9 protein-coding genes are annotated in these 13,054 nt (G+C 71.7%); 6 read left to right on the top strand and 3 right to left on the bottom strand.

Going from position 1 to position 13,054, the window contains the following annotated elements; genetic code table 11:
• Positions 1-143: 143 nt before the first annotated feature.
• Both ABT053_RS41670 and ABT053_RS41665 read right to left on the bottom strand, forming a co-directional pair.
• On the bottom strand, positions 144-1,496 hold the full coding sequence (locus ABT053_RS41670; protein WP_350977357.1) for an amidohydrolase: 1,353 nt from the start codon (positions 1,494-1,496) through the stop codon (positions 144-146).
• A gap of 123 nt (positions 1,497-1,619) precedes the next feature.
• Positions 1,620-3,761: an anthranilate synthase component I gene (locus ABT053_RS41665; protein WP_350977354.1), complete on the bottom strand. Its 2,142-nt coding sequence runs from the start codon at positions 3,759-3,761 to the stop codon at positions 1,620-1,622.
• A 444-nt stretch (positions 3,762-4,205) separates the two neighbouring features.
• Between ABT053_RS41665 and ABT053_RS41660 the strand changes: the two genes are divergently transcribed.
• Together ABT053_RS41660 and ABT053_RS41655 are read left to right on the top strand one after the other, a co-directional pair.
• Complete coding sequence (locus ABT053_RS41660) at positions 4,206-5,981, top strand: CocE/NonD family hydrolase (protein WP_350977352.1); 1,776 nt, start codon at positions 4,206-4,208, stop codon at positions 5,979-5,981.
• Positions 5,982-6,188: 207 nt separating this feature from the next.
• Entirely contained in the window at positions 6,189-7,469 is a 1,281-nt protein-coding gene (locus ABT053_RS41655; RefSeq protein ID WP_350977351.1) for a helix-turn-helix transcriptional regulator, read from the top strand.
• 77 nt (positions 7,470-7,546) lie between these two features.
• Here the strand turns inward: ABT053_RS41655 and ABT053_RS41650 are convergent, their stop codons facing one another.
• A complete protein-coding gene (locus ABT053_RS41650) occupies positions 7,547-8,461 on the bottom strand; it encodes an SDR family oxidoreductase (protein ID WP_350977349.1) in 915 nt (304 codons plus the stop codon).
• A gap of 309 nt (positions 8,462-8,770) precedes the next feature.
• On the opposite strand from ABT053_RS41650, the gene ABT053_RS41645 reads away from it, so the two are divergent.
• The 4 genes from ABT053_RS41645 (at position 8,771) to mctP (ending at position 12,964) form a co-directional block, all read left to right on the top strand.
• Entirely contained in the window at positions 8,771-9,961 is a 1,191-nt protein-coding gene (locus ABT053_RS41645) for a cytochrome P450 (protein WP_350977348.1), read from the top strand.
• A gap of 137 nt (positions 9,962-10,098) precedes the next feature.
• The gene (locus ABT053_RS41640) at positions 10,099-10,653 is read left to right on the top strand and encodes a VOC family protein (RefSeq protein ID WP_350977347.1); all 555 of its coding nucleotides are present in this window, start codon (positions 10,099-10,101) and stop codon (positions 10,651-10,653) included.
• A gap of 456 nt (positions 10,654-11,109) precedes the next feature.
• Complete coding sequence (locus ABT053_RS41635) at positions 11,110-11,325, top strand: DUF3311 domain-containing protein (RefSeq protein ID WP_350977345.1); 216 nt, start codon at positions 11,110-11,112, stop codon at positions 11,323-11,325.
• A 4-nt stretch (positions 11,326-11,329) separates the two neighbouring features.
• A complete protein-coding gene (mctP, locus tag ABT053_RS41630; protein ID WP_350977343.1) occupies positions 11,330-12,964 on the top strand; it encodes a monocarboxylate uptake permease MctP in 1,635 nt (544 codons plus the stop codon).
• The last annotated feature ends 90 nt before the right edge of the window (positions 12,965-13,054 follow it).

The raw sequence follows: 13,054 nt of genomic DNA, 5'->3' as shown, positions 1-13,054 counted from the left end.
TCTGCGCCGTCGCCCGTCAATTTGTCCCCCTCGTCGCACCAGCGGTCGCCACATTATTCCAGGGACCCACCCGTCCCCATGGCAGGCACCCGTCACAGCGTTCCGGGGACCCATCCGTTCCAGGTCCGGGCACCCGTCACGATTCACAACCGGTATATCCGGCGGGCGTTTCCCGAGCCGATCATCTGGGCCACCCGGGCGGCGTCCGCGGCGCTCCACTCGCCGTCGGCGAGCCGCGCGGCGAGTGCCCCGGCCAGACCGCGCCGGTAGTGCAGGGCGCCGAGATGGCAGGTCTCGGCCACGCCGTGGCCACCGGAGCCGAACAGCTGCTTGTGGAACGGGACGAGCTCCAGAAGCTCCGCCATGACCGCGGCCGACCCCGTGGCGCTGCGGGTCAGCGCCGCCCCCACGTCGACGTAGACGTGCGGAAGGGCCCCGGCCAGATGGGCGGCCTGGCGGTGGAACGGGTGGCAGTGCAGCAGGACGACGGGGACGCCCACCGGCTGCGTCGCCACGATGAACCCGGCCAGCGCTCCCGGACCCGCGCCGTGCGGCCCCGGATCGGCCCCCCAGCCGGAACCGGCGTGCCCTGCGGAGGAGCCGGACCCGCCGGTGAAGCCGGTGAGACCGCCGTGGCCGCGCCCTCCGTAGGTCCGGTGGTCGCCGCGGCCACCGGAAGAGGGGCCGCCAGCGCGCCCCGGGCGCGTACCGCCGGTGTAGCGGGCGAGGCCGGTGTGGAACTGCAGCGGGCGCCCGTACTCCCTGGCCACGTCCACCGCGGTCCAGAGCAGGTGGCGCAGCAGCACCTGGTCGGTGAGCCTCTCCCCCGGGCAGGCCAGCCGCCGGGTGGCCGCCGCGATCACCGCTCCCCGGCTCGGCCTGGCCGGATCGAGGGGGCGGCCGGAGCGGTGGGCGGCGGCCGACTTCAGGGCGACGGCGCGGACGGCCCGCCCGGCGAGTCTCTGGGCGAGGGCGGAGATGTAGGAGACCCCGGAGACGGCGGTCCCGGCGACCTCCTCCTCGGCACGTTCGATGTGGACGACCCGCACGGTGTCCGCGCCGTCCAGGCCGTCCGGGCTGTCCGGGCCGTCCGCGTGCCCCGTCGAACCGTCGGGGCCGTCGAAGTCGTCGAAGTCGTCGGGGTCGCGAGAGTCGTCGAACAGGAAGGTGGAGATCCCCGCGGCGCCCAGCAGCCGCCGGTTCACCTCCGCCGCGCCGAGCTCCGACCTGCGGGCCAGGTAGACGGCGGGCGGCACGTGCGGGGCGAGGCCGAGGACGGGGGCGCACCAGCGGCGGACCGCGGCGCCCGCGGGGGTGTCGAAGTGGGTGGTGCCCGGCGGCGCGGGGGTGCCCGCGTCGGTGAGCAGCGTCTCGAACCTGGCCCGGGTCAGGTCGTCGCGACGCACGCCCCGGCAGTTGTGGTCGACGAGCGGTGCCAGCAGCGCCTCCCGTACGGCGTCGGGCAGCTCGACGGGCAGCACGCCGTCCGACCTCATGCCCGCTCCTCCCCCGCCGCCGGGCGTACCGGCCGGTCCCGGCCCGGTACGCCCGGCGATCTCCACGACGGGGAGAACTCTAGGGTCGCCCGGCGTGACCGCCGGGCGTGGAACACCAGGTCTTTACCCGCTCTTGCGGCAGAGCCGGAGAACGTTGGCGATGATCTTCGCCCCCGCGCCGCCCTCGGCGGTGAGGATCGACTCGGGGTGGAACTGCACCGCGAAGCGGCGTCGCTCCACATCCTCGATCGCCATCACCGCGCCGTCCGGGGTGAGCGCGGTGGCGGTGAACCCGGCGACGCCCGGCCGCTTGGCGTGCACCGAGTGGTAGCGCGCGGCGGTGAACTCCTCGGGGAGCCCGTCGAGCAGGGCGCTCGCGCCCAGCCGCCGCACCCGGCCGCGCTTGCCGTGCTCGGGGTAGGAGAGCAGCTCCAGGGTGCCGCCCGCCTGCTCCACCATGCCCTGCAGGCCGAGACAGACGCCGAACACCGGCAGGTCGCGCTCGTAGAGGGCGCCGACCAGGCCGGGCAGCCCGAAGTCGGACGGCCAGCCGGGGCCGGGCGACAGCACCACCAGGGAGGGCGCGATCTCGTCGATCATCGTGACGGGGAAGCCGTGCCTGAGCGTGACGACCTCGGCGCCCTGCTGGCGGAAGTAGTCGGCGAGGGTGTTGACGAAGGAGTCCTCGTGGTCGACGAGCAGCACCTTCATCCCCTCTCCCGGCCGCTCGGCGGCCACCTGCGCCTCGGCCCGCTCCTGCGGGGCCGCGCCGACCGCGGCCAGCGCGCCGAGCAGGGCGCTGGCCTTGAGCTCGGTCTCCCGCTCCTCGGCCTCGGGGTCGGAGTCGAACAGCAGCGTGGCCCCGGCCCTGACCGTGGCGACCCCGCCCCGGATCTGCGCGGTACGCAGGGTGAGGCCGGTGTTCATCGAGCCGTCGAAGCCGATGTAGCCGACCGCCCCGCCGTACCAGCGCCGGGTGGTGGCCTCGTGGTCCTCGATGAACTGCATCGCCCAGGTCTTGGGGGCGCCGGTGACGGTGACGGCCCACATGTGGGTGAGGAAGGCGTCGAGGGCGTCGAACTCCGGCCGCAACCGGCCCTCGATGTGGTCGACGGTGTGGATGAGCCGGGAGTACATCTCGATCTGGCGGCGGCCGATCACCTGGACCGTCCCCGGCACGCAGATGCGGGACTTGTCGTTGCGGTCCACGTCGGTGCACATGGTCAGCTCCGACTCCTCCTTGACGCTGGATAGGAGGGTACGGATCGCGTCGGCGTCCTCGATGGGGTTGCCGCCGCGGGCGATGGTGCCGGAGATGGGGCAGGTCTCGACGCGGTCGCCGCTGACCCGGACGTACATCTCCGGGGAGGCGCCGACCAGGTGCTCGCCCTCGCCGAGGTTGAACAGGAACTCGTACGGCGCCGGGTTGACCTTGCGCAGCCCCCGGTAGAAGGCGGCCGGGTCGGTGCAGGGCGCGTGGAAGACCTGGCCGGGGACGACCTCGAACAGGTCGCCGCGGACGAACTTCTCCTTGGCCGCGGCCACCACCTGGGCGTAGGAGCCCTTCTCGGGGTCGGCCGGGAGCTCGGCCGGCGGCGGGGTGAGCGGCACGACCTCCCCCTCGCGGGCGAGCCCGTGGGTGGAGACGCCGTCGACGGTGAACTCGTAGCGGAACTCCTTGCTGGTCTCCCGCTTCCTGTCGATCACCATCACCCGGTCGGGCAGGTGCAGCACGAGGTCGCGCTGGTCGGCGGCCCGGGTGAGGACCTGCCTGATCGGCTCGAACTGGAAGGCGAGGTCGTAGCCGAAGGAGCCGTACAGGCCCAGGTGCTCGTTCTCCCCCTTGAAGGCGGCGATGACCTCACGGATCGCGGTGAAGACCGTGGGACGGCGGCTGCGCATCTCCTCGGGGAGGATGTCCTCGGACTCGGCCACGTGGACCTCGACGAGGTCGGCCGTCGGCTCCTCGACGGGCTTGCCCGCCGCCAGCAGGCAGGACACGATGGCGGGCAGGACCACCCTGCCCCGGGCGTTCAGCGCGCGGGCGGAGATCCTGCGCCCCCTGGCCACGATCTCCAGGCAGGGGTCGACGTAGGCGAGGTGCCATCGGCTGTAGCGGCCGGGATACTCCATCCCGGAGGAGAGCACTCCGCCACGGCGCTCGCCGAGCGTCGTGACGACGTCCTCAAGCACCGTCTCGGGCACGTCGGACGCGGTGACCTCGACCCCTATGCCGCCGGCGGTGGTATATCGGCTCGTCTCCACTGCTGTATCGCCCCTCTTGTCTTCCCGATGCCCTGAGGGAGCGGACACAGAAAAGGCCGCCTCCCCGGGCGGCCGCCTGTCTGCTCGCGAATGCGAAACCTGCGCCGCTCAGAAGCGGCGCCACCACTGAAGGGTAATCGGGTGTCGCATGTGGCCAGAGTACCGGCGGCGACCGCGATCATGCAACGTGACGCCGCGCCCCGCCCGGCCCGCCCGGACGCGCCGGTTCCACAGGTTCCCTGTGGACCCTGTGATTCCTGTGTTCCCTGGGATTCTCGCGGTTCCAGGGGTGCTCGGTGAGTTCCAGGGGTTCCCGGTGAGTTTCGGGGGTTCCCGGTGAGGGGCGGGGCAGGAGGATGGCGAGCCTCACACCGGCGGGCTCTGGCCATCGCGGGCCATGTTCTGTTACCAGTGGGTAATCACGGGGCCGCACGAGGAGAGCACATGGGGATGATCACTTGGCCGCGCGCGGCCGTCCACCGGGTCACGGTCGAGCGCGACCTGCCGGTGCCGATGCGTGACGGGGTCATCCTGCTGGCCGACCACTACGCGCCGGTCGGCGCCGTGCGCCCGCCCACGATCCTGGTCCGCTCCCCCTACGGGAGACGCGGCATGTTCGGCCGGACCTTCGGGCGCGGGTTCGCCAGGCACGGGTTCCAGGTCGTGATGCAGAGCTGCCGGGGCGGTTTCGGCTCGGGCGGCCTGCTCGACCCGCTCGGCGACGAGCACGACGACGGGCTGGCCACGCTGGCCTGGCTGCGCGACCAGGACTGGTACGGCGGGAGCCTCGCCATGCACGGCCCCTCCTACCTGGGGTACGCGCAGTGGGCCGTCGCCCCGTTCGCCGGGCCGGACCTCAAGGCCGTGTCCATCTCGGTGGCCGCCTCCCAGTTCCGGGACGCCGCCTACGTGGGCGGGGCGTTCGCGCTGGAGTCGTCGCTGATGTGGACCACGCTGACCGCCTCCATGGAGCGGCCGTTCAGCGGGGCGAACGCCCTGCTCATCCCGCGCAGGACGCGTCGCGCGGCCCTGTCGGGGCGCCCGCTCGGGGAGCTGGACGCGCTGTCGGCGGGCAGGGGCGTGCCGTTCTTCCAGGACCTGCTGACCCACCACGCCGAACCCGCCGCCTACTGGGGCAGGCGCGACTTCTCCGCCTCCGTGGGCGAGGTGGAGGCCGCGGTCACCATGGTCGGCGGCTGGTACGACGTCTTCCTGCCCTGGCAGGTCAAGGACTACGCGGCGATGCGGGCGGCGGGGCGGCGCCCGTACCTGACGATCGGCCCCTGGTACCACGCGGACGTGCGGCACGGGCGGGTGGCGAACGCCGAGGCGCTCGCCTGGTTCCGCGCGCACCTGCTCGGCGACCCGTCGGGGCTGCGCGAGCAGCCGGTCAGGCTGTACGTGACGGGGGCGGACGAGTGGCGCGACTACTCCGACTGGCCGGTGCCCGGCGTACGGGAGCAGCGCTGGCGCCTACGCCCCGGCTTCGCCCTCTCCCCCGACGCGCCCGGCCTCCCCGGCGCACTCGACGCGCCCGGCACCCCCGATGCTCCGGGCGCACTCGACGCGCTCGACGCCCCTCATGTTCCCGGGGTCCCTGAAGCCGACGGAGTCCCCGGAGGCGGTGACAGCAGCGGCGGCCCTGGAGGTACCGGCGGCAGCGGCGGCCCGTACGGCGCCGGGACCGACCGCTTCCGCTACGACCCCGCGCACCCGACGCCCGCGCTGGGCGGCCCGGTCCTGCTGGGCAACTCGGAACCGCGCGACAACCGCAGGCTGGAGGCCCGGCGCGACGTGCTCGTCTACACCGGCCCCGAGCTGCGGCGGGACACGGAGATGATCGGCCCGGTCTTCGCCGACCTGTACGTCCGATCGGGCACCGGACACGCCGACGTGGTGGTCCGGGTCTGCGACGTGCACCCGGACGGCGCCTCCTACAACGTGTGCGAGGGCGTGCGCCGCCTGGTCCCCGGTGATCCGCCCGCCGACGCCGACGGGATCCGCCGGGTCCGGGTGGACCTGTGGCCGATCGGGCACCGTTTCCGGCGCGGCCACCGGATCCGCGTGCACGTCGCCGGAGGCGCGTACCCCCGGATCGCCCGCAACCTCGGCACCGGCGAACCGCTGGGCACGGGCAGCGCGATGGTCACGACCGATCACGAGATCTTCCACGACCCGTCCCACCCGTCCGCGGTCGTGCTGCCCCTCGCCCCTTCCTGACCCCGCCGGACCCGCCCACGTTGTGCTGCCCCTCGCCCCTTCCTGACCCCGCCGGACCCGCCCACGTCGTGCTGCCCCTCGCCCCTCCCTGACCTCGCCGGACCCACCCACGCGGCCCCGTTCCGGCCGTGGCCACCGGGCGGCCTCACCCCGGCTCCTCCCTTTCCCCTGCCGCGGTCACGGGTGCGCCGGGGCTAGGGTCGGGGAGTGCGCGCGGCCAGGTTGATGTCGTTGGTGTTGCTGCTCCAGGCCCGGGGCGGGATGACCGCGGTGGAGCTCTCCAGGGAGCTGGAGGTCTCCGAGCGGACGGTCCACCGTGACGTGCTCGCCCTGTCGGAGGCGGGGGTCCCGGTGTACGCCGACCGCGGGCGGGGCGGCGGCTACCGGCTGCTCGACGGCTATCGCACCCGCCTCACCGGGCTGGACCGCGCCGAGGCCGAGGCGCTGTTCCTGTCGGGCGTGCCGGAGGCGCTGCGGGAGATGGGACTGAGCGAGGTGGCGGCCACGGCGCGGCTGAAGGCCTCCGCCGCGCTCTCCCCCGGCCTCCGCGACGCCCCCGCGACCGCGGCCCAGCGCTTCCACCTGGACGCCCCCGGCTGGTTCGCGAGCGAGCGGCCCCCACCGGCGGCGCTGGCGCCCCTGGCCAGGGCGGTGTGGGGCGACCACCCGGTCACCGCCCTCTACCGGCGTGCCACCCGCACCCGGCCGGGCGAGCGGACCGACCGGCCCGGCCCTCCCGGCGAAACCGGGGACACCCGGGAAACCGGGCAGGGAGAACGGGCCGGACCTGGCGAGCGGGCAGGGCGTGACGGGCGAACCGAGACGACCGGGGAGAGTGGGAAGCCCGGGGAGAGCGGGCGGTCCGAGCAGGCCGGGGCCGCCCGGCGCCTGGAGCCGTACGGGCTCGTGCTGAAGGCGGGGGTCTGGTACCTGGCGACCCGGTTCGCCATCTACCGGGTCGACCGCTTCGACGAGGTCGAGATCCACTCCGGCCTGCGCTTCGAGCGGGAGGAGACCTTCGACCTGGCCGCGTTCTGGAGCGAGAGGGCGGCGCAGTTCGCCGGTTCCCTGCTCACCGAGCACGTCACCGTACGGCTCAGCCCGGCCGGGCGCCGGGCGCTCCCCGCCGTCGCCGACCCCGCGGCCCTCGCGTCCGCCCTCGCCTCCGCCGGCGAGCCCGACGGGCAGGGATGGGTCACGTTCCGCCTGCCCGTCGAGTCATCGGAGGTCGCCTACAGCCAGATCCTCCGTTTCGGCCCGGAGGCAGAGGTCGTCGACCCGCCCGGCCTCCGTACCCGCCTCGCCGAGGCAGCCACCCGCCTGCGCGACCTGTACGCCCCCGCCCCCGCCCCCTCGAACACCCCGGACACCCCGGACACCGACGACACCGACGACACCGACGACACCGACGACACCGACGACACCGACGACACCGACGACACCGACGACACCGACGAGATCAACGACACGGGCGCGCCGGGGCACTGACCCGGACCGGGGATCTCGCCGGACTCCCCGCCGGTGGTCCCGGCCCGGGGTCCCGGTGCCGGTCCCGGTGGTGGTGGTCAGCGGTAGCCGGTGGCGTCGGCGGGTTTGCCCTTGCTCTCGACCTCCTCGATGTAGCGCCAGGCGTCGGGCCTGCTGCCGTCGACGTCGGTGAAGCCGTACACCTGGGCGAGCTGCCCACTGGACACCGACTGGCCCGACCAGCGCATCCGGTCCTCGTCGGTGGCGAGGGCGACGACCGCGCGGCCGGTGAAGGCGGGCGTCTCGGAGATCACGAAGTGCGGCTGCTTCTCGGTGGCGTCCATCCAGTTCTCCTCGGTGACGCCGAAGAGCTCCAGCATGTTCTCCGACCTGAGCCAGCCGGGGGTCAGCGAGATCGCGGCGCAGCCGTGCGGGCGCAGCTCGTGGGCCTGGCTGAACGCCAGGCGGTTCACCGAGATCTTGGCCAGGTCGTAGAAGGCCGAGAGCCGGTAGTTGACGGTGTTGTACTCCAGGGTGCCGTCGGTCACCTCGATCACCATGCCCCCGGGGTTCTCGATCAGCAGCGGCAGGGCGTGGTGGCTGGTGATGAGATGGGTGTCCACCGCCAGCCGGAGGATGCGCAGGCCGTCGTCGAGGGAGTGCTTCCAGAGGGGGACGTGCCACTCGGTGAGCGAGTCGGCGCCCCAGACGTCGTTGACGAGGATGTCGAGCCTGCCCTGCTCGTTCCTGATCCGTTCCACCAGGGCGCGCACCTGCTCCGGGTCCAGGTGATCCACCTGGACCGCGATACCGTGTCCGCCCCCGCGGGTCACCAGCTCGGCCGTCTCCTCGATGGTCTCCGGCCGGTCCAGCTCCGAGCGCTGCGCCCGCGTGCTCCTGCCGGTGCAGTAGACGGTGGCGCCGGCCGCGCCCAGCTCCACCGCGATCCCCCGGCCGGTCCCCCTTGTCGCCCCCGCGACGAGGGCGACCTTTCCTTCAAGCGTTCTTGTCATGGGGCCAGCGTGCCGCGAAAGCAGGACATCTACTGTCATGTTTTCGCGGCATGTCCACGGAAGGACGCGGCCCGCCCGCCCGAAGGGCGCGGCCCTCCCGCTTAGAAGACGCAGAAGGACGCGGCACACCTCCCCGGAGGACGCGGCACGCCTGCCCGAGGAGACACCGCGACAAGTAGTTGCCGGTCAGTGGCACGACACAGACCTCGGACGGCCGTCAGGGTCCTTTGCGCGTAATCGATGGGTTGCTAGCGTTTTTTCGGAGTAGTCAGAAGAGCAGTCAGAACGGTGAGTCATCCAGGGGGTCCCATGAGCGAGTCTCCGGCGCTGCCGCCGCACATGCGGCGAGCGGGGTTCGATCCCGATCCGGAGCTGGAGGCGCTGCGGGACGGGGAGGGAGTGAGGCTCGTCAGGACGCCGCCGGGGATCGACGCCTGGCTGGTGACCCGCTACGAGGACGTGCGCGCGGTGCTGAGCGACACGGAGCGTTTCAGCAGCGCCCAGACGATTACCTTCCAACTGCCCGGCGTCCAAAACAGCGAGGAGGAGATCGCCGCGCTCCGCGCGGGCAACCTCCTCGCCTTCGACCCTCCCGAGCACACCCGGCTGCGCCGGATCCTCACGCCGGAGTTCACGCTGCGCCGGATACGCCGGCTGGAGCCGCGGATCATGTGCATCGTCGAGGACCACCTGGACGCGATGGAGCGCGCGGGATCCCCCGCCGACCTGGTGTCGTCGTTCGCGCTGCCGATCCCCTCCCTGGTGATCTGCGAGCTGCTGGGCGTGCCGTACGCCGACCGGGAGGACTTCCAGCGCAGGACCGGCCGGTTGCTCGACGTGTCGGCGTCCGTCGAGGAGCGCAGGTCGGCGCAGGAGGAGTCGCGCGCCTACATGGCCGAGCTGGTCGCCCGCGCCCGGGCCCGCCCGGGTGAGGAACTGCTCGGCACGCTGGTGCGCGAGCACGACGACCTGACGACGGACGAGCTCATCGGCATCGGCGGCCTGCTGCTGGTGGCCGGTCACGAGACCACCTCCAACATGCTCGGGCTGGGCACGCTGGCCCTGCTGCGCCACCCCGACCAGCTGGAGCTGCTCAAGAAGGAGCCCGATCGCGTCGACGCCGCGGTGGAGGAGCTGCTGCGCTGGCTCAGCATCGTCCAGTCCAGCACCTTCAGGACGACCACCACGAAGGTCGAGATCGCCGGACGGGAGATCGGGCCCGGCGAGCCGGTGATGTGCGCGCTGCTCGGCGCCAACCGCGACCCCGCGTTCCTGTCCGATCCGGAGACGCTGGACATCACCCGGGGCGCGCCCGGCCACCTGGCCTTCGGCCACGGCGTGCACCACTGCCTGGGGGCGCCGCTGGCGCGGATGGAGATGTGCGTCGCCTTCCCCGCGCTGCTCAGGCGCTTCCCCGAGCTGCGCGAGGTCGAGTCCGAGGCGCACTTCCGCACCTCCAGCTTCGTGTACGGCCTGTCGTCCCTGAAGGTCGCCTGGTGACCCGGCCCGGTGACCGCCGGAGCCGGTCGTACCGCTCCCGCCACCCCCGCGACAAGCCGTTCCCCGTGACAGGCGGCCTCCCGTGACAGGCCGCCCCCTGTGATAAGCAGTTCATTACCCGAGGAAGCGAGGAGAACATGGCGGACAACACCGAGTTCGAGCTGCGCGGGATCAACCACCTCGCGCTGGTGTGCTCGGACATGAAGCGGACGGTCGACTTCTACTCCGGCGTCCTGGGCATGCCCCTGATCAAGACGATCGAGCTGCCGATGGGCTGGGGGCAGCACTTCTTCTTCGACTGCGGCGGCGGCAACGCGCTGGCGTTCTTCTGGTTCCCCGACGCGCCCGAGGGCGTTCCCGGCGTCTCGGCGCCGAAGAACCTGCCCGACCGGGGTGAGCTGCTCTCCGCGGTCGGCTCGATGAACCACATCGCCCTCGACGTCGCCCCGGACCGGATCGAGGAGTACCGCGACAAGCTCATCGCCAAGGGCGTGGACGTCGGGGTGATCCTCAACCACGACGACAGCGAGTTCGGCATAGCGCCCGCCATGGGCGAGGGCGTGTTCGTCCGGTCGATCTACTTCAAGGACCCCGACGGCATCCTGGTGGAGTTCGCCGCCTGGACCAGGGACCTCGGCCTGCCGGAGGACGTACGGCACGAGCCGAGAACCGCCGCCGACAGGACCGTCTGAGCCCACCCGCCTGGAACAGGACCGGCGGCACCCGCGGACCGGCGCGCCGCGAACACACCCCACCGCCGCATGACCAACCCCACGCCGTATGACCAATCCCACGCTCCCGATATGTCCCGCACTGTACGGCGAGTCCCGTACCGTATGCATACCTCCCACCGTGCGGCACACCCTTCACGCGACGCGCCCTTACGAGAACTTGCGCGGCCATGTCAAGGAAGGCGCGCCGGTGATTCGGTGACCGGTGGAAGCCCGTCGGTGAAGTGGGGCAGCCCAGAAGGTGCGACCCCCGCGACCTGGACGGAGACCTCGGGGGCGAAGTCAAGCTGCCGTTCGTCGCGCCACCGGTGCCGCTCGGCGCTCGGTGACCTGAATGAAACGGCCGTGTAATTACGCTGCCGGTCAGCCGAAGGGGATGATCCTGCTCGGGCGTCCCTTCTCCAGCTCAAGGAGAACGTGTTGACCACTCCAAACGGGGACCGGAGCGACCGCAGCCCATGGAACTGGCTGCTCATCGTACCGATCATCCTACCTTTGCTCCCGTTTCTCTACAATTCCGATGAGCCCCGGCTTCTCGGCTTCCCGCTGTTCTACTGGCTCCAGCTCGCCTTCATCGCGGTCGGTGTCACGTGCACGACGATCGTGTACCAGATGACGAAGCGGCGGCGGTGACCCGATGGAAGCTCACCTGACAGAGATCATCATCTTCTCCGTGCTGTTCCTGGTGGTCAGCGGGATGGGATTCGTGGCCGCGCGCTGGCGCCGCCCGGACAACCTGGCGAGTCTCGACGAGTGGGGGCTCGGCGGCCGCAACTTCGGCTCGTGGGTCACCTGGTTCCTCATCGGCGGCGACCTCTACACCGCCTACACCTTCGTGGCCGTGCCCGCCCTGATCTGGGGCGCGGGCGCGATGGGCTTCTTCGCGGTGCCGTACACGATCGTGGTCTACCCGATCGTCTTCCTGGTGCTGATCCGCCTCTGGTCGGTCTCGCACGTGCACGGCTTCGTGACCCCGGCCGACTTCGTCCGGGCCAGGTTCGGCTCCCCCACGCTGGCGCTGCTGGTCGCGATCACCGGCATCGTCGCGACGATGCCCTACATCGCGCTGCAGCTCGTCGGCATCGAGGCCGTGCTGAAGTCGATGGGCGTGACCGGCCACCTGCCGATCATCATCGCGTTCGCGATCCTGGCCGCGTACACCTACCAGTCGGGCCTGCGCGCGCCCGCGCTGATCGCGTTCGTCAAGGACACGCTGATCTACATCGTGATCCTGGTGGCGATCTTCGCGATCCCCGCCCAGATCGAGGGCGGCTGGTCGGGCATCTTCAGCGACGCCCAGGCCAAGTTCGCCGCCAGCGCCGCGCCCGGCGACGGCATCCTGCTCAACGCGAACAACCAGCTGCAGTACATGACGCTGGCCCTGGGCTCCGCGCTCGCGCTGTTCCTCTACCCGCACAGCATCACCGGCGTGCTCGCCTCAAAGAACCGCGGCGTGATCAAGCGGAACATGGCGGCGCTGCCCGCCTACAGCCTGCTGCTCGGCCTGATCGCGCTGCTCGGCTTCATGGCCATCTCGGCCGGGATCAAGCCCATCGGCACCGACAACAACACGATCGTGCCGCAGCTGTTCGACAGGATGTTCCCCGACTGGTTCACCGGCGTCGCGTACGCCGCGATCGGCATCGGCGCGCTGGTCCCGGCGGCGATCATGTCGATCGCCGCGGCGAACCTGTTCACCCGCAACATCTACAAGGAGTACCTGAAGCCGCACGCGAGCGACGCCGACGAGGCCCGCGTCTCCAAGATCACCTCACTGCTCGTCAAGGTCGGCGCGGTGCTGTGCATCCTGTTCCTGGACACCGGCTTCTCCATCGACCTGCAGCTCATCGGCGGCGTCATCATCCTGCAGACGCTCCCGTCGGTGGCGCTCGGCCTCTACACCCGCTGGTTCCACCGCAGCGGCCTGATCGCCGGGTGGATCGCCGGCATGGGCGCCGGGATGCTCCTGCTCTACAACATCGGCAACCCGGCCACCGGCAAGCTGCACTTCGCCGGGTCCGCGTTCCCGCTGGAGAAGCTGGGCCTGGACACCAAGATGACGATCTACGCGGGCGTCCTCGCGCTCGCGGTCAACCTGGCCGTCGCCGCGCTCGGCACGGTCGTCGCCCGCGCCACGAAGACGGCCGAGGGCGCCGACGCCACCCAGCCCGACCACTACTTCGCCGACGAGGGCGACCCCAGGATCAAGGACCTCGACCTCGCCGCCCCCGGGACCCACGGGACGGATCCGGTTCCAAGCCCCAAGCCCTAGGCCGTGTCTTCAAAGGTCATAACCAGAGCAGTAGCGATGCGAGGGTGACTACGGCGGTGTAGGACGTGGCGGTCTTGTCGTAGCGGGTGG

Source organism: Streptosporangium sp. NPDC002524, from assembly GCF_040295985.1.
Taxonomy (GTDB): Bacteria; Actinomycetota; Actinomycetes; order Streptosporangiales; family Streptosporangiaceae; genus Streptosporangium.
The sequence above is the reverse complement of the archived record's forward strand: the minus strand, read 5'-3'. Positions and strand labels throughout refer to the sequence as shown.